The sequence below is a fragment of the Klebsiella sp. GG_Kp173 genome (assembly GCF_040062415.1).
Taxonomy (GTDB): Bacteria; Pseudomonadota; Gammaproteobacteria; order Enterobacterales; family Enterobacteriaceae; genus Klebsiella; species Klebsiella quasipneumoniae.
The window spans coordinates 122,892-147,806 of sequence record NZ_JBEAFZ010000021.1 but is presented as its reverse complement, the minus strand read 5'-3'; the positions used below and the strand labels follow the sequence as shown (position 1 = coordinate 147,806).

23 protein-coding genes are annotated in these 24,915 nt (G+C 60.4%); 4 read left to right on the top strand and 19 right to left on the bottom strand.

All coding sequences use genetic code 11. The features are described 5' to 3' along the window. Positions 1-60: 60 nt before the first annotated feature. From ABLU50_RS12040 to ABLU50_RS11970, 15 genes are all read right to left on the bottom strand, one after another. Positions 61-663 (bottom strand): tyrosine-type recombinase/integrase, encoded by a 603-nt coding sequence (locus ABLU50_RS12040; protein WP_087832252.1) that lies wholly within the window; start codon positions 661-663, stop codon positions 61-63. A 219-nt stretch (positions 664-882) separates the two neighbouring features. Then, positions 883-1,542 (bottom strand): hypothetical protein, encoded by a 660-nt coding sequence (locus ABLU50_RS12035; protein WP_165453209.1) that lies wholly within the window; start codon positions 1,540-1,542, stop codon positions 883-885. Continuing rightward, a complete protein-coding gene (locus tag ABLU50_RS12030) occupies positions 1,529-2,134 on the bottom strand; it encodes a biosynthetic peptidoglycan transglycosylase (protein ID WP_071592544.1) in 606 nt (201 codons plus the stop codon). The genes ABLU50_RS12035 and ABLU50_RS12030 overlap by 14 nt, the downstream gene beginning before the upstream one ends. Positions 2,135-3,015: 881 nt before the next feature. Continuing rightward, positions 3,016-3,858, bottom strand: a complete 843-nt coding sequence (gene ccmI, locus ABLU50_RS12025) for a c-type cytochrome biogenesis protein CcmI (RefSeq protein WP_087832253.1) — start codon at positions 3,856-3,858, stop codon at positions 3,016-3,018. Continuing rightward, complete coding sequence (locus ABLU50_RS12020) at positions 3,855-4,301, bottom strand: cytochrome c-type biogenesis protein (protein ID WP_074377610.1); 447 nt, start codon at positions 4,299-4,301, stop codon at positions 3,855-3,857. Before ABLU50_RS12020 ends, ccmI begins: the two co-directional genes overlap by 4 nt. A gap of 11 nt (positions 4,302-4,312) precedes the next feature. Further along, positions 4,313-4,867: a DsbE family thiol:disulfide interchange protein gene (locus ABLU50_RS12015; RefSeq protein WP_087832254.1), complete on the bottom strand. Its 555-nt coding sequence runs from the start codon at positions 4,865-4,867 to the stop codon at positions 4,313-4,315. After that, positions 4,864-6,816: a heme lyase CcmF/NrfE family subunit gene (locus ABLU50_RS12010; protein WP_048324532.1), complete on the bottom strand. Its 1,953-nt coding sequence runs from the start codon at positions 6,814-6,816 to the stop codon at positions 4,864-4,866. The genes ABLU50_RS12015 and ABLU50_RS12010 overlap by 4 nt, the downstream gene beginning before the upstream one ends. Continuing rightward, positions 6,813-7,271 carry a cytochrome c maturation protein CcmE gene (ccmE, locus tag ABLU50_RS12005; protein ID WP_004143391.1) on the bottom strand — a complete coding sequence of 153 codons (459 nt, stop codon included), beginning with the start codon at positions 7,269-7,271 and terminating at the stop codon, positions 6,813-6,815. Before ccmE ends, ABLU50_RS12010 begins: the two co-directional genes overlap by 4 nt. Then, positions 7,255-7,485, bottom strand: coding sequence for a heme exporter protein CcmD (ccmD, locus tag ABLU50_RS12000; protein WP_004203001.1), 231 nt, complete (start codon positions 7,483-7,485; stop codon positions 7,255-7,257). Before ccmD ends, ccmE begins: the two co-directional genes overlap by 17 nt. Further along, the gene (locus ABLU50_RS11995) at positions 7,482-8,219 is read right to left on the bottom strand and encodes a heme ABC transporter permease (protein ID WP_087832255.1); all 738 of its coding nucleotides are present in this window, start codon (positions 8,217-8,219) and stop codon (positions 7,482-7,484) included. Before ABLU50_RS11995 ends, ccmD begins: the two co-directional genes overlap by 4 nt. Positions 8,220-8,268: 49 nt before the next feature. Beyond that, complete coding sequence (gene ccmB / locus ABLU50_RS11990) at positions 8,269-8,928, bottom strand: heme exporter protein CcmB (RefSeq protein WP_017899585.1); 660 nt, start codon at positions 8,926-8,928, stop codon at positions 8,269-8,271. Further along, positions 8,925-9,548 (bottom strand): cytochrome c biogenesis heme-transporting ATPase CcmA, encoded by a 624-nt coding sequence (gene ccmA, locus ABLU50_RS11985; RefSeq protein WP_048963677.1) that lies wholly within the window; start codon positions 9,546-9,548, stop codon positions 8,925-8,927. Before ccmA ends, ccmB begins: the two co-directional genes overlap by 4 nt. An 83-nt stretch (positions 9,549-9,631) precedes the next feature. Continuing rightward, positions 9,632-10,972 (bottom strand): cytochrome c, encoded by a 1,341-nt coding sequence (locus tag ABLU50_RS11980; protein ID WP_176391517.1) that lies wholly within the window; start codon positions 10,970-10,972, stop codon positions 9,632-9,634. 10 nt (positions 10,973-10,982) lie between these two features. Continuing rightward, on the bottom strand, positions 10,983-12,767 hold the full coding sequence (locus ABLU50_RS11975; RefSeq protein WP_002908285.1) for a GMC family oxidoreductase: 1,785 nt from the start codon (positions 12,765-12,767) through the stop codon (positions 10,983-10,985). A gap of 2 nt (positions 12,768-12,769) precedes the next feature. Further along, a complete protein-coding gene (locus ABLU50_RS11970; RefSeq protein ID WP_165454890.1) occupies positions 12,770-13,525 on the bottom strand; it encodes a gluconate 2-dehydrogenase subunit 3 family protein in 756 nt (251 codons plus the stop codon). Positions 13,526-14,026: 501 nt separating this feature from the next. Here ABLU50_RS11970 and ABLU50_RS11965 point away from each other — a divergent pair. Beyond that, positions 14,027-14,398 carry a VOC family protein gene (locus tag ABLU50_RS11965; protein ID WP_004203014.1) on the top strand — a complete coding sequence of 124 codons (372 nt, stop codon included), beginning with the start codon at positions 14,027-14,029 and terminating at the stop codon, positions 14,396-14,398. Positions 14,399-14,405: 7 nt separating this feature from the next. Here the strand turns inward: ABLU50_RS11965 and ABLU50_RS11960 are convergent, their stop codons facing one another. The 3 genes from ABLU50_RS11960 to ABLU50_RS11950 form a co-directional block, all read right to left on the bottom strand. Next, a complete protein-coding gene (locus ABLU50_RS11960) occupies positions 14,406-15,476 on the bottom strand; it encodes an ABC transporter ATP-binding protein (RefSeq protein WP_087832257.1) in 1,071 nt (356 codons plus the stop codon). Beyond that, positions 15,469-17,238 (bottom strand): iron ABC transporter permease, encoded by a 1,770-nt coding sequence (locus ABLU50_RS11955; protein WP_004189548.1) that lies wholly within the window; start codon positions 17,236-17,238, stop codon positions 15,469-15,471. Before ABLU50_RS11955 ends, ABLU50_RS11960 begins: the two co-directional genes overlap by 8 nt. Before the next feature lie 74 nt (positions 17,239-17,312). After that, positions 17,313-18,401 carry an ABC transporter substrate-binding protein gene (locus tag ABLU50_RS11950; protein WP_004203017.1) on the bottom strand — a complete coding sequence of 363 codons (1,089 nt, stop codon included), beginning with the start codon at positions 18,399-18,401 and terminating at the stop codon, positions 17,313-17,315. Between the two features lie 303 nt (positions 18,402-18,704). Here ABLU50_RS11950 and ABLU50_RS11945 point away from each other — a divergent pair, with 303 nt between their 5' ends. Together ABLU50_RS11945 and fdhF are read left to right on the top strand one after the other, a co-directional pair. Further along, entirely contained in the window at positions 18,705-19,784 is a 1,080-nt protein-coding gene (locus tag ABLU50_RS11945; protein WP_087832258.1) for a malate/lactate/ureidoglycolate dehydrogenase, read from the top strand. A gap of 246 nt (positions 19,785-20,030) precedes the next feature. Then, on the top strand, positions 20,031-22,181 hold the full coding sequence (gene fdhF, locus ABLU50_RS11940) for a formate dehydrogenase subunit alpha (RefSeq protein ID WP_060655977.1): 2,151 nt from the start codon (positions 20,031-20,033) through the stop codon (positions 22,179-22,181). 40 nt (positions 22,182-22,221) lie between these two features. Here fdhF and ABLU50_RS11935 read toward each other — a convergent pair whose 3' ends face one another. After that, positions 22,222-23,379, bottom strand: a complete 1,158-nt coding sequence (locus ABLU50_RS11935) for a M20 aminoacylase family protein (protein ID WP_087832259.1) — start codon at positions 23,377-23,379, stop codon at positions 22,222-22,224. Between the two features lie 296 nt (positions 23,380-23,675). On the opposite strand from ABLU50_RS11935, the gene ABLU50_RS11930 reads away from it, so the two are divergent. Then, the gene (locus ABLU50_RS11930; RefSeq protein WP_023318505.1) at positions 23,676-24,875 is read left to right on the top strand and encodes an MFS transporter; all 1,200 of its coding nucleotides are present in this window, start codon (positions 23,676-23,678) and stop codon (positions 24,873-24,875) included. The last annotated feature ends 40 nt before the right edge of the window (positions 24,876-24,915 follow it).

Sequence of the window (24,915 nt, the reverse complement as noted above, 5' to 3'; positions counted from 1 at the left end):
AATTTATCTTCAGCCTACTTCCGTTTCTGGCATAGGGCTGCTGTTGCAGCCCTGACAACCTTAGACTTCAATCGACTCAGAGATCTCTAACGCATCATCGACTTCAATACCCAGATAACGGACTGTGCTTTCCAGTTTCTTATGACCCAACAGAAGTTGGATCACCCGGAGATTCTTGGTTTTCTTGTAGATCAGGTAAGGTTTTGTTCTTCTCATGGAATGTTTGCTGTAAAGCGAATCTTCGAGACCAGGCTTTTCTACCCAACCATGAAAGATTCGGTTGTATTGCCGGGTTGAAATGTGCTTGTTAGTTCCAACTCGAGACCGAAACAAGAAGTCTTTACTACGCAAATTGCCAATCTTTATCAATGCAGTAACAGCTTCTCTTGTCCCTTTGGTTATCTCGAATTGCACAGGGCTACCGGTTTTCTGTTGCAACACTGTTGCTCTGCTTGAAACCGAGCTGCCATATGCCACATCCGATACTTTGAGTTTGACAAGATCACAACCTTGAAGCTTACTGTCCAGGGCCATATTGAACAGAGCTAAATCGCGCGTTTTACCTTCCAGTTCAAGCCGGATTCGGCTCCCCCAGATATGAGATATCTGAAGCGGTCTTTTTTGGCAGATGATACGGTCTTTCTTCCACGGTGACGTGTTCATACTCAAATCTCCTGCAATGCGGGAGATTTGAGTATGGTTGTCCCTTATGAGCGAGAAGGGGACGTCAAGCCCTCAGCCGGCATCAAATTTGCTACGTATCAGAAAAGAAAAAGTCATAGGCGTAAACTCTATGCAGTTTTAATTTTTATATTGAAACACCAATCGGAAGCCTCTAGTTCACTGCAAGAGTTACGTCAGTCATAAAACAATGAAAAAGTCTCAAGTTAAGCTAAGAACTACTTGTCGGACGTAGCTATCCCAATTTTTATAGCATCTAACCGAAGCTGACTTTATACTTGGGGCATCATCTGTAACATCTAGCTTCTGTTTAAGCAACCACATCGATTGTGAAATTTTTTTTATTGTAGGATATGCATCTCGATTAGGGACTATAAACGAATCAAGAAAACCGCGTTGTAAATTTTTTTGGCCACGAGTATTATTTTCAACCCAATACTTCCTTTCCGTATCATTATTTGGTTGTACTGAGCCAGTTTCAAAATCATATGACCAGTTGTTAAAATCGGCTGTAACATTATCAAATAACGATTCTGAAACCACAAATAGGTCTAAATCCGAGTGGCTCCCAAAAACTGTGCCCAGTTTAGCTGGTGCCAATGACTGTCCAATTCTGGCACTTCCAGATAAATGTATTTCTTTTGGATCAACATTAAGTCGAGTCCCTAACCAAACCCTAACGACCTCGTATAGTGCAGGTGATTTCTTGAATGCAAAGGGTATACCTTCTGATAGCCACAGCCTGGCAATAGCTTCTTTGGAAGGGTTTCCACCATTTTTTGCAGCATCAATAATTAGTTGTACATCAGGATAGCTATCCAATAACGTGGATAGATGAGGGGAGACTTTAAATGGTTCCATTATTATCACCTTTTTTCATATTTTTTGGCTGTCTTGCTTCTGTATGTACGATAGCTTGTAAAAGTATATGCTTCGTTCGTGCTAAAATTTTATTATGTCGATTCTGGTTATATTTTTGTGGTTCAGGGTATTTAAGTCGAGCAACTATACTAGCTGCCTCATAATCAGTACAATTAGAAAAATCAATATTTAATCGATTCGATGCCTGAATCAACCCATTCATTCTCCATCCATAATAAGCAACAAATAGATAAAGCCTAGGTATTTCATCCTTATTTATATGTTTTGTTAAACGCATTGCTGCGTACATTTCTAACAATTTTCTACTCAGAGTCCTCTCATAGCGACCAGTCAACACTCTTACAAGTTGCATTGCGATTGTTGAAGCGCCCTCTCTTCTTCGACAAAATAATGTTCTCCATGACGCACGACAGATAGCAATAAAATCTACACCATGATGTCTATTGAATCTATGATCTTCGGCATAAATCAGCATAGTTACGAGATTCGGGGATAAAACCCAACTGTCAGACATATTTTTGATTTTTGTTAATTTCTGCCTTAGGATCAGCCAATCTTCACTTATCGTCATCTGCTTCTCAAATTCTGTACATTTTCTCAAGAGATAGTTATCTCAATTTCCATGAGCAAACTAGTTTAACCTAAGATCTACTTTATTAGTTAAAACGCAACATTTTAGATCTCATGACTTTATAATATTACGACTATCGCCTTTGATAAAGGCTTGTATCAACCTGTTGTCAGTTGATCAATGTACCATAGATGTTGGAGATGTCCGCTCTTGGCACACAGCAGACGTGAAATTCTGCAATAGCATTCGTACCATACAACATCGAGTAGCTTCAGAATGCCGCGTCTGCGGCATGACAGCGCCAGATGATGTGCATGTGACAGTCCAGCCAAATGGCGCCGAAGGCCCGGCGCAGCCGGTTGTCGGATTATAAATGCTGCCGGTCCCCCTGCCCTGATTAGACTTAACTCGCGTTCCCTCTGAAGACCCTTTTAAACTCGTTAATCGAGTTTTACCACGCTTGCGACGGAAAGAGGGGTGTTCTCCACAGCCTAAGTGGCAGCTTGCTGCTGACGCTTAGGAGGATGTACCTCAGTGATGCCAACTACACCTGGGACCCTGGCACGCTAGCGGCTAAGCGTAGCGCCAGCAGAGAAAATCCCGGATGGCGGCGCATGGCGCTACGCTGTTGTGCCTTTATTCTGCCGGGTGGCGCTTCGCTTACCCGGCCTACAAAACTGCCCGCGATTTGGCGCTCTATTCGCGCCCTTCGTAGGCCCGCGCAAGCGCAGCGCCGCCGGGCAAGGACTGCGGGCATGGAGCCGATTTTATGCCGGGTGGCGGCTGCGCCTGACCCGGCCTACAAAACTTACCCGGCCTACAAAAACAGGGCTGCCCGTACCGTCCTCGCGGCAGACCCCACGTTCAGCGCCGCCGGGCAGTTACTGCGCCTGCTGCTGCGCCTGCGCCAGCTGGCGGACGATCGCCTCGCGCCGCGCATCCCCTTCCGGCAGCCGGGCCAGCAGCGCCTGCAGGGCGGCCACGGCTTCGGGGTAATCTTCATTACGCACCGCGCTCAGGGCCAGCATCTCCAGCACCGGCAGGCTGTTCGGCTGTCGCTGATGCAGGTCACGCAGCAGCAGCTCGCCCATCCGAACCTGACCGCTATCTCCCGCCCGCACCAGCGCGCTGGCGTAATCGAAAGCCGCCGCCGGGTCATCCGCCGCCAGAGCATGCGCCCGGCCAAAGGCGCCGATCGCCGTCTCGCCATCGTTTAACAACAGGCCCAGCCGCCCAAGCAGCTGCCAGCCGGCGAGGTCGTTCGGCGTAGTCTGCAGGTGGCTGCGCAGCCCGAGCCGCAGCTCCGCCAGCTCATCCATACGCAGCGGCGCCGCCGTCGGGTCCTTAACCTGCTGCAGCAGCGCAGGATAATGCCGTTCAGCCTGCTGCCAGAGCAGCACCTGGCCAATATCGCTGGTTTTCAGATACAGGCCCAGACTCAGGACCACCAGCAGCAGCGCCCCCGGAAGCAGCGCCCAGCGGCTTAGCGGCCGTTCGCCAGGCTGTGCCTGGGGCGGGATATCGGTCAGCAGCGTGCGCTGCAGCTCGACGACCAGCGCCGGGTTGTCCTCGCCGCGCTCCTGCGTCAGCTCCTGCAGGCGCGACTGATACAGGGCGCGGTTGAGGGTATCGCGGTCCACCGCCCCGTTGCCCGTCCATGGGTAATAAAGCAGTCCCAGCGCGCCAGCTAGCAACAGCCCGGCGATAACCACCAACAGGCTCATCGTTCTTTTCCTTCTTTCAATAATTCCGCCAGCCGCTGGCGCTCTTCAGCGCTGAGCGCCGCGTCAGGGATGTCGCGACGACGCGCGCGGGCGATAATCATCCCGGCGCCCGCCAGCACGAACAGCCCCGGCCCCAGCCACAGCAGCACCGTGCCCGCGGTCAGCGGCGGCTCGTAGCTGACAAAATTGCCGTAGCGGGCCACCATATAGTCAACGATCTGCCCTTTCGTTTTCCCCTGCTGCATCAGCTCGTACACCTTCTGCCGCATATCGGCGGCAATCATCGCGTTCGAGTCGGCGATGCTGTTGTTCTGGCATTTCGGGCAGCGCAGCTGGGAGGTGATCTCGCGAAAGGCCTGCTCCTGAGCCTCATCCTTAAACTGCCAGGTATCGATGGCGGCCCACGCCTGGCCGGTCAGCATCAGCGCCAGCAGGATGCCCATTACCCCTCTCATCAGCCCGCCCCCCGGTTGTATTGATCCCACAGCGGCTGGAGCTCCTCTCGCCACACCCGTTCGTTCAGGTCACCGGCGTGCCGCCAGCGGATTATGCCCTGACCGTCGATGAGAAACGTCTCCGGCGCGCCATAAACCCCCAGATCCAGGCCGAGCATGCCGTTGCCGTCGTACAGGCTCAGCCTGTACGGATTACCCAGGCGCTGCAGCCAGCTCATCGCCTTCTGGCGATCGTCTTTGTAGTTCATCCCCACCACCCGCACCCCCTGCTGCGCCAGGCCGTTGAGAAACTGATGCTCGGCGCGACAGGTTGGGCACCAGGTGGCCCAGACGTTGAGCAGCAGCGGCTTGCCGTCAATCAGCGTCCGCCGGTCCAGCGTCTGACCGGGGGTATTCAGCGCTTCAAGGCGAAACTCCGGCAGCGGTTTGCCGATCAGCGCCGACTCGAGGGTCGTCGGGTCGTCGCCATCGGCGTTGCGCATCAGCTGCCAGAACAGCGCAGCGGCCAGCGCCAGAAACAGCGCCAGCGGGATAAACAGCAGCTTCCGGTTCATGAGGCCTCCTGCAGTTTCTTACGCATCCGATAGCGCGGGTCGAGCATGCAGCACAGACCGCCGAGGGCCATCAGCACCCCGCCGTACCAGATCCAGCGAACGAACGGTTTGTAGTACAGACGTACCGCCCAGCTGCCGTCGCTCAGCTCTTCCCCCAGCGCGGCGTACAGATCGCGGGTCAGCCCGCCGCTGATCGCCGCCTCGGTCATCATCATCCGGCTGGCGGTGTAAAAGCGCTTCTCAGCATACAGCGTCGCTTCCGGGCGTCCGCTGCGGGTCACGGCAATTATGCCTTCGCCGCCGGTCCAGTTGGGGCCGACGATATTGCGCACGCCGTTAAACACAAAGTGATAGCGATGGATATCGATACTGTCGCCGGGGCGCATCCGTACATCGCGCTCCACGCTGTAGTTCTGGCTAAAGGTGATGCCGATAACGGTCACCGCCACGCCGACGTGACCGAGCACCATCCCCCACTGGCTGCGGGTCAGCGTCCGCAGGCCGCGCCAGAAGCCGTGGCGATGAGTGGCCCGTTCGTGAACCTCCAGCAGGGCGAAGATCAGCACCCACAGGGCCATCATCAGGCCAATGACCGCCATCGCGGTGATACGATCCTGCAGCAGCCACGGCAGCGCCAGAGAAAGTGACAACGTCACCACCAGAGCGATAATCAGGCGCTTAATCTGCCTGGCGATGTCATCGCGCCGCCAGCGGATCAGCGGCCCCAGCCCCAGCAGCAGCGCAAACGGCGCCATCAGGGCGGTGAACATGGTGTTAAAGAACGGCTCGCCGATGGAGATGCTGCCGAGGCCCAGCTCTTTATGCACCAGCGGCAGCAGCGTTCCGAGGAGCACCACCAGCATCGCGGCCATCAGCAAAATATTGTTGCCAAGCAGGAACGACTCGCGCGACCACAGGGTATGTTCCACCCGCGCCCGCACCCGGCCGCCCTTCAGGGCGTACAGCAGCAGCGACCCGCCGATGGCGACAATCAGCAGCGCCAGAATAAACAGCCCGCGCGACGGATCCGAGGCGAAGGCATGCACCGAGACCAGCACCCCGGAGCGCACCAGGAAGGTGCCCAGCAGGCACAGGGAGAAGGCTGCGATGGCCAGCAGCACCGTCCAGGCGCGGAAGCTGCCCCGCTTTTCGGTCACCGCCAGGGAGTGCAGCAGCGCGGTGCCCACCAGCCACGGCATAAACGAGGCGTTTTCCACCGGGTCCCAGAACCACCAGCCGCCCCAGCCCAGTTCGTAATAGGCCCACGCCGAGCCCAGCACGATGCCGAGAGTGAGGAACATCCATGCCGCCTGGGTCCAGGGACGCGACCAGCGCGCCCAGGCAGTATCCAGCCGGCCCGCCAGCAGCGAGGCGATGGCGAAGGCGAAAGCCACCGAGAAGCCGACGTAACCCATATAGAGGATCGGCGGATGGAAAATCATGCCGATATCCTGCAGCAGCGGATTGAGGTCGCGGCCGTCAATGGGGTACTGCGGCAGGCCGCGGCTGAACGGATTGGAGGTGAAGAGGATGAACAGCAGGAACCCCAAGGCGATCATCCCCATCACCGCCAGCACCCGGGCGACGGCGTCGAGCGGCATCCGGCGGCTGAAGAGGGCGACGGCGAAGGTCCAGACGCTGAGCAGCAGAACCCACAGCAGCAGCGAGCCCTCGTGCGCCCCCCAGGTCGCCGCCACCCGATACCACACCGGCAGCGCGCTGTTGGAGTTTTCCGCCACATAGCGGACGGTAAAGTCATTGACCACAAAGGCGTGCACCAGCAGCAGGAAAGCGCCGCCGATACAGGCGAATAGCCCACAGGCCAGCGGCCGGGCCAGGGCCATCAGCCGCCGGTCCTGCCGCGCCGCGCCCCACAGGGGATAGACGCTCAGGAGCAGCGCCAGCCCCGCCGCCAGACACAGTAAAAAATTGCCCAGCTCCGGCATCATGGCTGCGCCCCCGTTTTCTCCGGCGTCATGGCGTTTTTCACCTCCGGCGGGGTGTAATTTTCATCATGTTTGGCCAGCACCTGCTGGGCGGTAATATGCCGCTCGCCGTCCAGCACGCCCTGGGCCACCACGCCCTGCCCCTCACGGAACAGGTCCGGCAGAATACCCTTATAGCTAACGTCCACCACCCCGCGGGCGTCATACAGCTTAAAGCGCACGTCGAGAGTTTGCGGGTCGCGCTGCAGGGAGCCCGGCTGAACGTAGCCTCCCACCCGAAGGCGCTGCCCGGTATGGGGTAGCGCCCGGGTTTCCGTTTTGCCGTAGATAATTTCCCCCGGGGTGTAGAACAGATCGATATTGCTGCTCAGGGCGTACAGCGTCAGGCTGACGGTGAGCCCAAGTCCGGCGAGCACCGCCAGCACGATATACAGCCGGGTTTTACGACGCGCTTGCATCCGCGGCCTCCTTGTCATGTTCGCGGGCAGCCGCGATCCGCCGCTCGCGCGCCTGCTGGCGTCGCACTTCATGGAATAGCGCCCGCCGCGCCCACAGGGTGTGCACCGTCAGCAGGCCAAAGGCGGCGACGGCCACCGCCACCGCCAGCCAGACGTACAGGGCATAGCCGCCCATATTCAGGAAGGCGGCGAACGAAGAAAAAGCGGGGCTCATCGGACGGCTCCTTTGTTAGCCAGCGCCACCACCCACGGTCGACGACGCTCCAGCTGCAGGATCAGGTTACGCAGGCGCATCAGGGTCAGGGTGACCGACAGCGCGAGGAAAGCAAAGATACAGATCCGCAGCGGCAGACGCATGCTCGGGTCGATGGTTTGCTGCAGGTTGGTCGAACCCTGGTGCAGAGTATTCCACCAGTAGACCGAGTAATGAATGATGGGCAGATTGACCACCCCGACCAGGACGAGGATCCCCGCCGCGCGCCCGGCCATCCGCCGGTCGTCAAAGGCGTGCCACAGGGCGATGACCCCGGCATAAAGAAACAGCAGCACCAGCTCCGAGGTCAGGCGGGCGTCCCAGATCCACCAGGTTCCCCACATTGGCTTGCCCCACGCCGCGCCGCTGACCAGCGCCACCAGGGTGCAGACCGCCCCCACCGGTGCCAGGCCGGCAATCGCCAGATCGGCCATTTTGATCTGCCAGACCACCCCGATGAAGGCCGCGACGGCCATCGCCAGGTACAGCCCCATCGACCACATCGCCGCCGGGACGTGAAGATACATGATCCGGTAGCTCTCCCCCTGCTGATAGTCCGCCGGGGCGAAGCCAAAGCCCCACCCCAGGCCGATGACCAGCAACAGCGCGCTCAACGCCGCCAGCCAGGGGATCCAGCATCCGCACAGGCGGTACAGCCGCTCGGGGATCGCCAGTTGATGTAACGCTTTCCACATAGACGCTTACTCACACGGTTTTGATGGCCGCACCCGCAGGCGCAGCGAATTATTGCACGGTCAGCCGCAGCGCGGCGGCGGTGGCGAACGGACACAGGGTGGCGCTGGCGGTTAAGAACGCCGCCAGCATCGCCAGATAGCCGCCGACCGGGAGCCCGGCGGCGGCGGCCTGGCAGGCCGCGGTGGCGAAAATCAGCAGCGGCACCGCCAGCGGCAGCACCAGCAGGCTCAGCAGGACGCCGCCGCGCTTCAGGCCGACGGTCAGGCCAACCCCCACCGCGCCAAGAAAACTGAGCGTCGGGGTGCCGAGCAGCAAGGTCAGCGCCAGCACGCCGGCATCGTGCACGCTCATCCCCAGCAGCAGCGCCGCCAGCGGAGAGACGATCAGCAGCGGCAGGCCGCTCATCATCCAGTGGGCGACCACCTTCACCAGCACCACCGCCACCAGCGGCGTCGGCAGAAGCAACAGCTGCTCCAGGGAGCCGTCCTGCCAGTCGTCACGAAACAACCGATCCATCACCAGCAGCGCCGCCAGCAGCGCGGCGACCCACACCACGCCCGGCGCAATCTGCGCCAGCAGCTGCGGCGCGGCGCCGACGCCGAACGGAAACAGCGTGATGACGATCAGAAAGAACCAGAGCGGATTGAGGATCTCCGCCCCGCTGCGCCACGCCAGGCGCAGTTCCCGGGCCAACAGCGCTCGCATCATTGCCCGCCTCCAGCGTCGCCGCCGAGGCGCAGGGTGCGCAACGGGCAGCGCAGCGGCCGCAGAGGCTGGTGGGTAGTGAGGATCGCGCTTCCCCCCTGCCGGGCGTGCTGCTCCAGGCGGCAGGTCAGGGTTTCCATCGCTGTAGCGTCGAGGGCGGTGAACGGCTCATCGAGGATCCACAGCTGCGCGTCGGTTAACCACAGACGGGTCAGCGCCACCCGGCGCTGCTGCCCGGCGGAGAGCTGGCTTAAGGGGAGATCTTCATAGCCCGCCAGGCCGACGGCGGCGAGGGCGCGTTCCCGCTGCTGAAGCCGGCTGGCCGGAAAGAAGAAACGCAGGTTTTCATCGGCGGTCAGCGCCGCGTTGACGCCGGGCTTATGGCCCAGCCACAGCAGCTGACGATGAAATGACTCCCGGACCTTCGCCAGCGGCTGGCCCTGCCAGCTCACCCCGCCGCTTTCCGGGCGCGCCAGGCCACAGAGGATCCGCAGCAGCGAGGTTTTCCCCGCGCCGTTATCACCGGCGACCTGCAGCAGCTCACCGGCAGCAAGGGACAGCGTCAGCTCCGCAAACAGCGGTCGATCGTCAACGATGCAGGTCAGTCGCTCTGCATGCAGCATGAAGGCAAACTCCTTGATTCAGACAGTATTTTACGTCCTGGCTAAGTATGGGTTGCGCCGCGTGGGCGACGCAACCCTGACGGTTACTGTCCGGCCCCCGGCAGCTTCGAGATATCAGCGTTGCCTAACGCCTTCTCATCGTGCGCCGCGGTCTCCTTACGCACCTTCGCCACATCGCTGGCGCTGACCGCCGGCGCGTTGTTGCCCCAGCTGGTGCGGATGAAGTTGACCACATCCGCCACCTGCTGGTCGTCCAGACGCCAGCCGAACGATGGCATGGTCAGGTTGGAGACCGCATCTTTCACCGCCGGCGTGGTGCTCCCGGTCAGAACGATATGGATAAGCGAAGTGGCATCTTCGGTCTGCACCACCGGATTGCCCTTCAGCGACGGGAAGGCGCGTTTATAGCCTGCGCCGTCGGTGCGGTGGCAGGCGGCGCAGTTATCGACGTACAGCGCGGCGCCGGTTTTGCTGTCGTTACCCTTCCACAGATCTTTCGCCACGCTGTCTTCCACCGGGGCTGGGGTCTGTTTGCCGCCGCGCGGCGGGAGCGACTTCAGATAGCGGGCGATGGCGGTGATGTCGTCATCAGAGAGATACTGCAGACTGTGCTCCACCACATCGCTCATGCCGCCGAAGACCACCGATTTATCGTTACGTCCGGTTTTCAGGAACTCGGCCAGCTCGGCTTCGCTCCAGGTCCCCAGACCGTCGCGGTTTTCGCCGCGCAGGCTGGAGGCAACCCAGCCGTCAATCGGCGCATTGCTGCCCGCCAGGTAATCATCGCCTTCGCTTTCGCTGAGCGCTTTTTCCTGCATCGTCAGGCTACGCGGGGTATGACAGGCGCCGCAGTGGCCCAGGCCTTCCACCAGATAGCGGCCGCGCTCCAGCACCGGGTCAACCTGCGGATTGGCGACAAAGTCGCTCGGCGTCGGGGCGAAGATGCCGCGCCAGAACGCCAGCGGCCAGCGCATCGACAGCGGCCACGGGATGTCGGTGTCCTTGTTGGCGACATTCACCGGCTCCACGCCGTGCATAAAGTAGGCGTACATGGCGCGCATGTCCGCTTCGCTGATCCGTGCGAACGAGGGATACGGCATCGCCGGATAGAGCGTGGAACCGTCTTTCCGCACGCCCTTGCGCACCGCGTCGTCGAACTCTTCGAAGGTGTACCCGCCAATGCCGTGTTCTTTATCCGGCGTGATATTGGTGGAGTAGATGGTGCCGATCGGCGTCTCCATCGGCAGACCGCCGGCGAAAGGTTTGCCCGCTTTGCCGTTGGTGTGGCAGGCGACACAGTCCCCCGCCCGCGCCAGATACTCCCCTTGCTTAATCAGATTGCTGTCCGCAGGCGCCTCTTCGGCGAAGGCCGCGCAGCTCAATGCCCCAAGCACCAGGGCCGATAACCATCGCATTTTCATCATCTGCCTTCCTTTATGCCTGCACCAGGGGACCCGGATTTTTCAGATACTGCTCGCGGATCGCCTTCGCTGACCAGTAGGCCAGCGCGGCCACCGTGCCGGTTGGGTTATAGCCCAGCCCCTGCGGGAAAGCGGAGGCGCCGATGACGAAGACGTTATGCACGTCCCAGCTTTGCAGATAACGGTTAACGGCGCTGGTTTTCGGATCCTCCCCCATCACCGCCCCGCCGTTCATATGGGTGGTCTGGTAGGTGGTGGTATCAAAGTGGCTGTTGGCGTTTTTCGGGCTGCCGAGGATATATTTCGGCTTCATCGCTTTGGCGATCGGCGCCATCTTATCGAACATAAACTGCGCCATCTTGATGTCGTTTTCCTGCCAGTCAAAGGTCATGCGCAGCAGCGGCTGGCCAAAGACGTTTTTGTAGTTCGGATCAAGATCGAGGTAGTTCTGCCGATAGGACTGATGCGCGCCGTGGGCATCCATCGACAGGTGATGGGTGTAGGTATCGGCCACCGCCGCTTTCCACTTGCTGCCCCACGCCGGGGTGCCCGGCGGTACCGGGAAACCGGAGATGGGCTTGGTCCCGGCCTGGTTGACCCAGAACGGCGAACCGCCGACAAAGCCGGCCGCGCCGTGGTCGAAGTTGTCGGCGTTGAAGTCATCGACGCCGACGCCGTTGCCGCCCGCGCCGATAAACGGGTTGGTATAGGTGTCTTTGTCGAAAATGGCCTTGATGGTGGTCATGTTCTGGTAGGCGAAGTTACGCCCCACCACCCCTTCGCCGGTCTCCGGATTGTACGGTTTACCGATCCCGGAGAGCAGCATCAGGTGCACGTTATGGAACTGGAAGGCGCCGATGATCACCAGGTCCGCCGGCTGCTCCATTTCGCGCCCCTGGCCGTCGACGTAGGTCACGCCGGTAGCGCGGGATTTGTCGTCGGTCAGGTTGACCTTCAGCACGTTGGCGTTGGTCCGCAGCTCAAAGCGTTTTTCCTGGCGCAGCGCCGGCAGGATGTTCACGTTCGGCGAGGCTTTAGAGTACATGTAGCAGGCGTAGCCGCTGCAGAAACCGCAGAAGTTGCACGGACCCATCTGCGCGCCATAGGGGTTGGTATAGGAGTCGGAGGTGTTGGCCGACGGCAGGTTGTAGGGATGGTAACCCACCTCGAGCGCCGCTTTTTCAAACAGCTGCGCTGACCAGGTGTTTTTCTGCGCCGGCAGCGGGAAGTCGTCTGAGCGGTCCGGGGCGAAAGCGTTGCCGCCGCGGCCTTTACCGACGACCTTGCCTTTGATCGACCAGGCGGTCCCGGAGGTGCCGAACACTTTCTCCGCTTTATCGAAGAACGGTTCCAGCTCGTCGTAGGTGACGCCGAAATCCTGGATGATCATATCCTGGGGAATGAAGTTTTTGCCGTAGCGCTCTTCATAGTGGCTGCGCATCCGCAGTTCGATGGGATCGACGCGGAAATGGACGCCGGACCAGTGCAGCCCGGCCCCACCCACGCCGGTACCCGGCAGGAAAGCCGCCAGCTGGCGATACGGCACCGCCTGCTGGCTGGTGTTATGGCGGATGGTGACGGTGCTTTTCGACAGATCCTGGAACAGCTTGCGGCGGATGTTGTAGGTCAGCTCATCAATCACCTGCGGATAGGCGCCGTCCGGCCAGGTGTCGCGCATCGGGCCACGCTCCAGCGCCACGACGTTGAGCCCGGCTTCGGTCAGCTCTTTGGCCATGATCGCCCCAACCCAGCCGAAGCCGACGATCGCGACATCGGTTTTTTTCAATACGGTGGCCATGATTACGTCCTCTCCCCATTAATTGATACCGGCGGGAAGGGGTAGCGTTCGCCCCGTTCAACCCAGTCCATAAAGTCGGCGCGCGCGCCGGGAAAATTAATCAGCGTCCAGCCGACCATGCCTTTATTACCGCCATGGATCGGGTCGCTGAAGAAGCCTTCTCGGGTGTTCTGCAGCAGATAGGTGAAGAACAGCGAGGCCGGGAGCTGTTTGAACTCGGCTTTGCCGGATTCCCACAGGCCGAGGGCCTCGTCCTGTTGCTCGTTGCTCAGTTCAGCGAAGGTCTTGTGATACTTGTCCTGACACCACGCCTCGGCGTCGGCGATCCCGAGGTTATAGATCTGTTTGGGCACCAGCGGCAGCTGATAGCCCATCTCTTTCGGCACATCGGGGTTGAAGGGCCCCTGCATATACCAGATGGAGCCGGTGGCGTAAGGGGTATTAAGCTGGCGGTCGATAAACTCCGGCACGCCGGCCTCTTTAGCGCCGGGGCCAAGTTCATCCGCTGGGATCAGGCGCGCGACGGCGGCGTTGATAAACGCCCACTCACGATCGTTGAAGAACTGCGGCTTCCAGTCGCTGGCCGCCGCCGTGTTCCCGGAGGCTGGCTCTGAAGCGGGGGCCGCCTGCGCGGTCGCGCTGGTGGCCACGCCAATGGCCCCTGCTCCCGCGCCGCCGATCACCACCGTCGGGATCAGCGCCATCGACTTCACCAGGAAATCACGCCTGGAATTGTTAGTTTTCTCGCTCGACATCATCACATTCCTGTCATTGAAAATTACTGTTTTTGTCGCTGACAAAACCAGTGAATGTCGTGCTGGAACCGATACCATTGCGCTTTTAAACCGCTTAGCGTCTGGCCCGGCCCGGCAAGTCGGATAAAACATCGCCAGAGGCGATATCATTTATAGGGTTATCGTTTGGATAGTAGACGATTCTCAACGAAACGCGGGAAATCGGAGAGAAATTCACCGGAATGTCATCGTGAGAAGGGTGCTGCCATAACCTTGAGGCGGTAAACCGGCGGCGTTCACACCGCGCTGAGCTTACCCATGCGCCAAAAAAGAGTGACTTGTATCACAAATGTTATTTTTTGTTTATGGTACATGGCAGATTAAACGTCTGTAAATACTCGTATTAGGAATAATTAAACATTTTGAGCTGTTAAAAAAGTTAATAACCGTTGTTAACTATTTTGCATCTATTTCCCGGCTAACGCGTTCGGCTGGCGATATCCCGTCCACAGGAGAAGAGAAGATATGTTCGATCATGTGAAATTCGGCGTCAGTGATTATGCCGCGAGCAAAGCGTTCTTTTTACAAGCCCTTGCCCCGCTTGGCGTAACGCTGGTCGGCGAAGGCGAGCCGACCTACGGCGCAGAGCTGGCCGGCAGCGGCGATGTCTCTTTGTGTCTCTATCAAAGTGCGGACAAACCGGCGCCGCTGCATATCGCCTTTCGCGCCGACAGCCGCGAACAGGTCGACGCCTTCTGGCAGGCGGCGCTGGCCGCCGGAGGAAAGGACAACGGCGCACCGGGGTTACGACCAAACTACCACGCCAGTTATTACGCCGCCTTTGTGATTGCGCCAGACGGGCACAATATTGAAGCCGTGTGCCATCTGGCGTCTTAACCAGCGGTCACCGCTGCGGAAAAACCCACACATCCTCCGCCGGTAGCGTCAGATGACAGTGTTCGGCATCGCGCAGCGCCGTTCCGTAGGCGCGCAGCGGGAAATCGTCGCCTTCGGTGCGGAACAGGTACTCCCAGCGGTCGCCGAGGTACATGCTGGTCAGCAGCGGTAGCTGGAGACTGTTATCCTGCGCCGCGCCGTCCAGACGCAGGCGCTCGACGCGGATCACCGCCGTCGCCGGCTCGCCGACGCTAACCCCCTCGCCCGCTCGCCCCCACAGGCTCCAGCTGGCGCCTTCGATCCGCGCCCTGCCGTTCTCCAGCGCCATTACCTTGCCGTGCAGGCGGTTATTGCTGCCCATAAACTCAGCGGCGAACAGCGTCGCCGGGCTGCCGTACATCTCCTGCGGCGTCCCCTGCTGCTCAATGACGCCATTGTTCAGCAGCAGAATACGATCGGAGATGGCCATTGCTTCATTCTGATCGTGGGTGACCATCAGCGCCGACAGGCCCAGCTTAATGATCAGCTCGCGCAGAAACACCCGCGCCTCTTCGCGCAGCTTGGCGTCAAGGTTGGAGAGCGGCTCATCCAGCAGGATCACCGGCGGGTTGTAGACCAGCGCCCGGCCGATGGCCACCCGCTGCTGCTGGCCGCCGGAGAGCTGGTGCGGATGGCGGTTGCCAAGGTGCCCGAGCCCCAGCTGATCCAGCACGCGCTGCACCCGCTCTTTTATCTCCCCGGCGGCGACTTTACGCAGCTTCAGCGGATAGGCCACGTTGTCGAACACCGTTTTGTGCGGCCACAGGGCATAGGACTGGAACACCAGCCCGAGGTTACGCTCTTCGGCCGGGATTTCGCTGCGCGGCGTGCCGTCGTACACCGTGCGGTTGCCGATGGCGATCCGTCCGCTCGTCGGCTTCTCCAGCCCGGCCACCGCCCGCAGCAGCGTGGTTTTGCCGCTTCCCGACGGCCCCAGCAACGACACCACCTCTCCCCGGCCGAGCGTCATCGACACCCCTTTCAGCACCGGGTTGTCGCCATAGGTGAGATGCAGGTTTTCTACCGATAACTCAATCATGTAATTTCACTCCAAAGCGCAGGGCGATGCCAAGGCCAATCACCACCAGCAGAATATTGATAAAGGAGAGCGCCGCGACGATATCGATGGCCCCCGCCGCCCACAGCGACACCAGCATCGAGCCGATGGTTTCGGTACCCGGCGACAGCAGATAGACGCCAGTGGAATATTCGCGCTCAAAGATCAGGAACATCAGCAGCCAGGAGCCAATCAGCCCATAGCGCGACAGCGGGACGGTGACGTGGCGGGTGATCTGCCCCCGCGAGGCGCCGGTGCTGCGCGCCGCCTCCTCCAGCTCCGGGCCCACCTGCAGCAGCGTCGAGGAGATGAGCCGCAGGCCGTAGGCCATCCATACCACGGTGTAGGCCAGCCAGACGCTGAAGATGGTGTTGCGCAGCGCGCGCAGCTGCACGATAAGGTGCTCCCGCAGCCAGTCGGCCACCGGCAGCGCCGAGAGCCAGCCGTGCTTCAGCGACTGATCGAGCCACATTGGCACAAACAGGAACACCCACAGGAAGGCCAGACCGGCCAGCAGCCCCGGGACCGCGCGCGGGACCAGCACGCTGTAGTCAAGAAAACGGGTGACGTTGTCCGCTTTGCGGTGCATGGCGATACCGACAAACAGATAGCAGATCACCGCCAGCGCGCCGCCGACGATGCCGATAGCCATCGAGTTGACGATCGCCCGCAGCAGGTTGGGCTGCTGCCAGATATTGTGGAACGTCGTCAGCGACAGCTCATCCCACAGCGACACGCCGACGCCCCAGTTGGAGATAAAGGCCCGCAGCGCCACGCCGAGCAGCGGCACGCCGATGGTCACCGTCAGCCAGGCCACCACCACCGCCCCGGCCACCCAACGCCATTTACCCAGCGGCAGCGCCCGCGCCTGCGACGCCTTGCCCTTCATGGTGACAAAGCGGTTGGCGGTGCGCATCAGCCGCCTCTGGAGCATCACCAGCGGGATGGTGATGCAGATCAGCACCACCGCCACCGCCGCCATCAGATGGTAGGAGGGGGTGCCGAGCTTGTTGGTCAGCTTGTAGAGATAGGTCGCCAGCACCATGTTGCCCTCGGGGTCGCCCAGCACCAGCATCAGACCGAAAACCTCCAGACCGAGGAAGAAGAGCAGCACGCAGGCGTAAAGAATGGACGGCCGCACCATCGGCAGACTCACCGAGGTCATCACCTGCAGCGGTGTGGCGCCGACGGTGCGCGCCGCCTCTTCCACGTCGGAACCGACGCTGCGCAGCGCCGAAGAGATATAAAGATAGGCGTGCGGCACGTGGGTTAAGCCGGCGATGACCACAATGCTGAACATCGAGTAGATATTCCACGGCACAAAGCCGATCAGCTGCTGCGCCCACTGGGAAAAGAAGCCTACCGGCCCGGCGGCCACCACGTAGCCAAAGCCCAGCACCATCGGCGAGACGAAGATCGGCACCAGGATCAGCGGCTCAATAAACCGCCGGCCGGGTAAATCGGTGCGTACCATCAGAAAGGCCAAAATACCGCCCAGTGGAATGGCGATAATCACCAGACCAAAGGCCAGAATAAAGCCTGACCTTAACGCCAGATAAAAATCCGGGTCGGTAAAAATAAAGGCGAAGGCTTCCAGGCTCCAGGATTTGGAGCGGGAAAAGAACGGCGCGGAGAGAAAACTCTGCACCACAATAAATAACAGCGGGACGTAAATCACCAGCGCCGTGATGCACACCACCACGCCGCGCGGCAGCCCCTGCCACTTTCTGCGTAATACATTCATGGTTCATCCCTTTGGTCAGGTGAATAAACCCGCCGGGTGTGAATAAGGGGCATCGGCGATGCCCCGGGGGAGGATTATTTCGCGGCGGCGCTGCGCCATTGTTTAATAAACTGCAGACGTTTTTGCGGCTGTAAATAATCCAGCAGCGTTTCGTTGACCGGGATCGGTTTTAACGCTTTGCCCAGCAGCGCGGTCATGCCGTCGATATCATTTTTACCTTCAATATCGCGACGAATAGAGGGAATATCCGCCTGGCTGGCGAGGATCTGCTGGCCTTTTTCAGACAGGACATAGTCCAGCCACAATTTTGCCGCATTGGGATGTTCGCTCTCCTGGCTAATAAACGAGACGCGGGAGAGCACCAGCACGTAATCTTTCGGATAGGCAATGCCTAAAGAGGGATCGTTTTTCGCCCGCGCTTCCGCATAGGAGCCAAGGATGTTATAGCCGATCAGGTTTTCGCCAGAGGAGACGCGCTCCATCATCGTGCCGGTGGAAGACTGCACCGTCAGGCCACCTTTGGCGATATTCGCCAGGTCGGTAAAATAGTTCGCGTCGGCCTGGCTGTCCTGCACCGCCAGCATAAAGCCGAGGCCCGATTTTTCGATATCGTAGGTGGTGACTTTGCCTTTAAATTTATCGGCCTGGCTGGCGATCAATTTTGCCAGCGCGGTATGCGAATCCGGAACCTCATTCTGCGGGATCAGCCGTTTGTTATAGATAAATACCACCGGCTCGTAGGTGGTGCCATAGGCTTTCTGCTGCCACACCGCCCAGTCGGGCAATTGCTTCACCTCCGGCGAGGCATATTGTTCCGCGTATTCGGTGGCTAATTTCAGCGCCGTATCCATCGATGAGCTCCACACCACGTCCCCGCTGCCGCCCCCGGCGGCCTGCTCGCTGATATAGCGGTTATACAGCTCGGTGCTGTTCATGTCGTTATATTCGACTTTGACGCCCGGATATTGCGCTTCGAATCCTTTAATTAACGGCCCGGCGGCTTTGGTATCGGTTGTGGAATAGATCACCACCTTGCCCTCTTTGACGGCGGCATCAACCGTTTTTTGATAATCCGCCGGATAGCCCGCAGGCACCTCCGCCCAGGCGGCACAGGCGAAAACGGCCGTCAGTGAAACCACTAAACCACTTATTTTCTTATACATGACACCAACCTTTAATCATCAATTAATAAACACAAATTTAACATATAGTGGTATCAGCTGCCCTTGCAACGCCGGGTCTGGCTTTTTTCTGGCTTTTGTGACAGTGGCAGAATTTAAAAATGTGGTGTTTATGACGTTAATTAAAACGCGATCGCGGACCGGTTTTTTATCGTCTGGCGTATAACGCAGACGCTGGCGCAGTGGCGTGACGCCCGGAGCCCCCGCCCTTGACCTTCTGCGCCGGGCGGCGCAGCATAAAACGGCAAACATAACAAAATAACAACAGACTACAGGAGAGAATCAGTGCCAACAGGACACCGCTTTCTGGCGACGGATCTGCATCAGTTTGTCGTCTCACTGTTTACCCATCTCGGCAGCCGCTCAGAAGAAGCGACGCTGGTCGCCGACCACCTGATCGCCGCCAACCTGGCCGGGCATGACTCCCATGGCGTCGGGATGATCCCAAGCTATGTGAAATCCCATGCCGGCGGTTTTCTGCAGCTCAACCGCCACGCCACGGTCACCAAAGATGCCGGCGCCGTGGTCACCCTCGACGGCAACGCCGGCTTCGGCCAGGTAGTCGCCCACGAAGCGATGCAGTTAGGTATCGAAAAGGCGAAGCAGCACGGCATGGCGGCTATCGCCCTGCGCAATGCGCATCACGTCGGGCGCATCGGCTACTGGGCCGAGCAGTGCGCCGCCGCCGGACTGATCTCCATTCACTTCATCAGCGTGATCGGCGACCCGATGGTCGCTCCGTTCCGCGGAAAAGACAGTCGCTTCGGCACCAACCCCCTGTGCGTGGTGTTTCCGCGAGAGGGCCATCCGCCGCTGCTGCTGGACTACGCCACCAGCGCCATCGCCTTTGGAAAAACCCGCGTCGCCTGGCACAAAGGGGAAGCCGTGGCCCCCGGCTGCCTGATCGACGCCGAGGGGTTGCCCACCACCGACCCGGCGGTGATGCAAACCTCGCCGCTGGGCGCCCTGCTCACCTTCGCCCAGCACAAAGGCTATGCCCTGGCGACGCTGTGCGAAGTGCTCGGCGGCGCGCTCTCCGGGGGGCAAACCACCCATCAGGAAAGCCTGCAGACCAGCGTCGACGCCATCTTTAACTGCATGACCACCGTGATCCTGCGCCCGGACGCGTTCGATGCCCCGGACAGCCAGGCGCAGACGGAGGCCTTTATCGCATGGTGTAAACAGTCGCCGCACGATCCCGATGCCCCGGTGCTGGCCCCTGGCGAATGGGAAGCCGCCAACCGCGAAGCGCGCCTGGCCGAGGGGATCCCGCTGGATACGGGCAGCTGGCAGGCAATCTGCGCCGCCGCACGCGACGTCGGCCTGAGCGAGTCGCATATCACCCGCTGCCGCCCTCTCGCGTAGCGGCGTTTTCCCCCGCAGAGCGTCTGACGTCGGCGCTCTGCGTCATCGTCATTAGTGACGAGGTCACGCTCCCGTCATCATCCATCTGAAGTTTTTCATTATAAATCAACACATTAAAATCTGGCACGAGACCTGCATAGCGCAGCGGGCCTGCGTCCGCATCACCACCAGGCGATACCGCGATCGTTGCCCGTCGGGCCCGGCGCGACAGCGATCCTCTGTTCACTGTTAACAGGTCTGTTACTGATGAAAAAAATCACGAGCGTGTGCCCCTACTGCGGGGCGGGTTGCAAACTTAAGCTGGTTGTCGACAACAATAAAATCATTCGCGCGGAAGCCGCCGACGGCGTCACCAACCAGAACCAGCTGTGCCTGAAAGGCTATTACGGCTGGGATTTTCTGAACGACACGCAGCTCCTGACGCCCCGTCTTAAACAACCGATGATCCGCTACCAGAAAGGCGGCGCCTTTACGCCGGTCAGCTGGCAGGAGGCGATTCGCTATACCGCCAGCAAGCTCAGGGAGATCAAAGAGAAGCATGGCCCGCGCGCCATCATGACCACCGGCTCCTCGCGCGGCACCGGCAACGAAACCAACTATGTGATGCAAAAGTTCGCTCGCGCGGTGCTGAACACCAATAACGTCGACTGCTGCGCCCGCGTCTGCCACGGCCCTTCCGTCGCCGGGCTACAGCAGGCGCTGGGCAACGGGGCGATGAGCAACTCGATAAGCGACATCGAAAACTCGAAGTGCCTGCTGGTCTTTGGCTACAACTGCGCCGACTCCCATCCCATCGTCGCCCGCCGGGTGATCAAAGCCCGGGAAAACGGCGCTAAGATCATCGTCTGCGATCCGCGACGCATTGAAACCGCACGCATAGCCGACCGTCATCTGCAGCTCAACAACGGCAGCAATATGGCGCTGGTGAACGCCTTCGGCTATGTCCTGCTGGAGGAGGAGCTGTACAACAAAGCCTATGTCGAACGCTACACCGAAGGGCTGGACGCCTACCGCGAGGCGGTGAAGGATTACGCCCCGGAAGCAGTGGAAGAGATTGTCGGGGTCAGCGCGCAGGCAATTCGCGAGGCGATGCGCATGTTTGCCGCCGCTCCTTCCGCCACCATTATGTGGGGCATGGGGGTCACCCAGTTTGGCCAGGCGGTGGACGTGGTGCGCGGCCTGGCAAGCCTGGCGCTGCTCACCGGCAACCTGGGGCGGGCGAACGTCGGCGTGGGCCCGGTTCGTGGGCAAAACAATGTGCAGGGTGCCTGCGATATGGGCGTGCTGCCGAACCTGTTCCCCGGCTATCAGGAGGTCACCGACCCCGCCGTGCGGGCCAAATTCGCCGCCGCCTGGGGGATCGACCCGGCGCAGATGGATGACCAGGTCGGCACCCGCATCACCGAAGTGCCGCATAAAGCGCTGACCGGCGAGATCAAAGCCTACTACATCATGGGCGAAGATCCGCTGCAGACCGAAGCCGACCTCGGCCTGGTGCGCAAAGGCATCGAGGCGCTGGACTTCGTGGTGGTGCAGGATATCTTCATGACCAAAACGGCGGAGATTGCCGATGTCCTGCTGCCGGCCACCTCCTGGGGCGAGCACGGTGGCGTCTTCACCTGCGCCGACCGCGGGTTTCAGCGGTTTGAACAGGCAATCCCTCCGGCGGGGAATGTGAAGCGCGACTGGGAGATCATCAGTCTGCTGGCCAGCGAAATGGGCTATCCGATGCACTATGAGAACAACCAGCAGATCTGGGACGAGATGCGCGAGCTCTGCCCGCTTTTCTACGGCGTGACCTGGGAGAAAATGGGCGATATGGGCCATGTTCAGTGGCCGTGCCCGACCCTCGACCACCCTGGCACGCCGTGGCTGTATAAAGACAACCGCTTCGACACCCCATCGGGTAAAGGGCAGCTGTTCGCCACCGCCTGGCGCGCGCCGGCGGAGCGTCCGGATGATGAATGGCCGCTGGTGCTCTGCACGGTGCGGGAGGTGGGGCACTACTCCTGCCGCTCAATGACCGGCAACTGCGCCGCGCTGCAGTCGCTGGCCGACGAGCCGGGACGGGTGCAGATGAATCCGGTGGATGCGCAACGGCTGGGGATCGCTGACAAACAGCTGGTGTGGGTCAGCTCCCGACGCGGGAAAGTCATCACCCGCGCCGACCTCAGCGATCGCATCAACCCGGGCGCGGTCTATATGACCTATCAGTGGTGGGTGGGCGCCTGCAATGAGCTGACCCAGGATAACCTCGATCCGATCTCCAAAACGCCGGAAACCAAATACTGTGCGGTGAAAGTGGAAGCGATAGCCGACCAGCAGTGGGCGGAGCGCTATGCCTGGACGGCCTACAGCGACATGAAGGCGCGACTGAAAGCCGCCGCCGACGTCTGACCTCAGGGAGCGCGCGCTCCCTGCTGCCGCTGCCGGTGGGTTACGCCGCCGGCAGCTGTTTCTCCACCAGCGCCACCCACATCGCCACCCCGTGGCTAATCAGCGCATCGTTAAAGTCATAGCTGGCGTTATGCAGCGGCTTCGACGGCGTTTCGCCATCGGTGCCGATCCAGAAATAGGCCCCCGGACAGGTCTCCAGCATGCAGGCAAAATCCTCAGAGGCCATCGACGGCGCCTGGTTCCAGCGCACCGCCTCCGCGCCAAGGGTGGCGACCGCCACCTCGCGCAGCAGCTGCGCCTGCGGCGCATGGTTTTTGGTCACCGGATACCCCGGAAACCAGCTAATCTCGCCCTGCACATCGGACACCTGCGGCTGGGTCGCCACATAGCTTTCGATAAGCTCCCGCACGCGGGCGCGAACGCGATTGCTCAGGCAGCGGAAGGTGCCGCGCAGCACCACGGTGTCCGGCAGGACGTTGATCGCCTCGCCGCCGTTTATCTGGGTGATGCTGACCACCGCCGAATCCTGTGGCGACAGGCGGCGGGAGGGAATGGTCTGCAGCGCCATAATCAGCTGCGCCGCAGCGACGATCGGATCGGCCCCGCTCTCCGGCATCGCCGCATGGCAGCTTTTGCCGCGCAGGGTGATCTCGAAGGCGTCGAGGGAGGCCATCATCGCGCCATCGCTAAGCGCCACTTCGCCAAGCGGGATCCCCGGCCAGTTATGCAGCGCGTAAATCGCATCCATCGGGAAGCGCTCGAACAACCCCTCTTCCACCATTTTGCGCGCGCCGCCGAGGTTCTCTTCCGCTGGCTGGAAAACAAAGTGGACGGTGCCGCTGAACTGACGGGTCTGCGCCAGATGGGCGGCGGCCGCCAGCAGCATCGCGGTGTGGCCATCGTGGCCGCAGGCGTGCATGACCCCGACGCGGCGCGAACGGTAGCTGACGCTCCCCAGCTCGGTGATCGGCAGGGCGTCCATATCGGCGCGCAGGCCGATGACCGGCCCGGGGCCGTTTTCCAGCGTCGCCACGACGCCGGTGCCGGCCAGCCCGCGATGAACCTGCAGGCCAAATGAGGCCAGCAGCTCGGCGACGCGGCGCGAGGTCTCCTGCTCCTGATATCCGAGCTCAGGCGCGGCGTGAAACTCACGTCGCCAGCCTGTGGCTTCGGCGATCAGTGACGGCGATACGGCCATGTATTACTCCTTTCCTGCATAGCGTAATGCTGAATAATTTGGTCAAGCGTTGCGTTTTTACCCGTCGCTCACCGGCGTCGGGTCGCTGCCGCTCCCTCCGTTATATCCTGTCGTTAACACGCTGACAACGTCACGAAATGCGGCGGCGGCGCGGCGTACAGGCCTGCCGTCGCCCGGCAGTCCTTTTTTGGTAGTGATTTCAACGGTGACAACGGCCAGGCGATTAATTATTATGCAGCTCAGGACGGCAATTTGCCGAAGGATCCACTACTGACCTCTCCGTCATCGGAAATAAAATGTTTAACCCAGACCAGAATCGTCTTGCTCCCACGCTGGCGATGATCATGGCCGCGTCGCTCGTGGGATTTATCACCGGCTATACGGTGCCGTTAATCAGTCTTGAGCTGGCGCAGCAGCAGATCGCGCCGCTGTATGTCGGCCTGCTGGCCGCCCTGCCGCCCGCCGGCATGATGATCTCCTCTTTCCTCTCTCCTGCGCTGTGCCGGCGCGTTGAGATGGGCGTGCTGCTGAGCGGCAGTTTGATCCTGCTGGCGCTGGCGACCATCGCCTCATGCATGACCACCGATATGACGCTGCTTCTGCTGCCGCGCTTGTTGACCGGCCTGGCCTCCGGGGTCATTATCGTTCTCGGTGAAAGCTGGATCACCGGCGGCGCGGCAGGCAGCCAGCGCGCCACCCTCACCGGTATCTACGCCTCGGCCTTTACCGGCTGCCAGCTGGCCGGGCCGCTGCTGATCTCCGTCGGCCCCGCCTGGCAGGCTTCGGCGCTGATGGCGATCGTCGCGGTCACCGCCGTCTGCCTGCTGATGCTGCGCCATCTGCCCACCGGCACCCGCGAAAGCCTTGGGGAGCGCGCCAGCTGGCGCAGCCTCGGCGCCTTCCTGCCGGTACTGGCCTCCGGGGTCTTCTGCTTCGCCTTCTTCGACGCCAGCATCCTCGCCCTGCTGCCACTGTACGGTATGGATAAAGGGCTTAATGAAGGAATGGCGGTGCTGCTGGTGACCGTGGTGCTTACCGGGGATGCGATGTTCCAGACCCCGCTCGGCTGGCTGGCCGACCGGGTCGGCATTCGCCGCGTGCATCTGGCCTGCGCGGTGGTCTTCAGCCTGTCGCTGCTGGCCCTGCCGCTGATGCTCGGTTCGCGCATTCAGCTGATGGCCATTTGCCTGCTGCTGGGCGCCGCGGCGGGGGCGCTTTATACCCTGTCGCTGGTGCGGGCGGGGAAAACCTTCAGCGGACAGAAGCTGATTATGATTAACGCCCTGTTCGGCTTTTTCTGGTCCGCCGGCAGCGTCGCCGGGCCGGTAGTCAGCGGCATGCTGATCGGCATCACCGGCTACGATGGCCTGATCGCCACCCTGGTGGCCAGCGGCGTGCTGTTCCTGCTGATTCAGTGTCTGTGCAAAAACGAGAAAACCCTGCTCGCCAGCGAGCAGGAAGACGACATGGACGAAGCGACGGAGTCCGCACAGTAGTCCTGACGGGCTGGCCTGGCGCCAGCCCTTTTTTTATGGC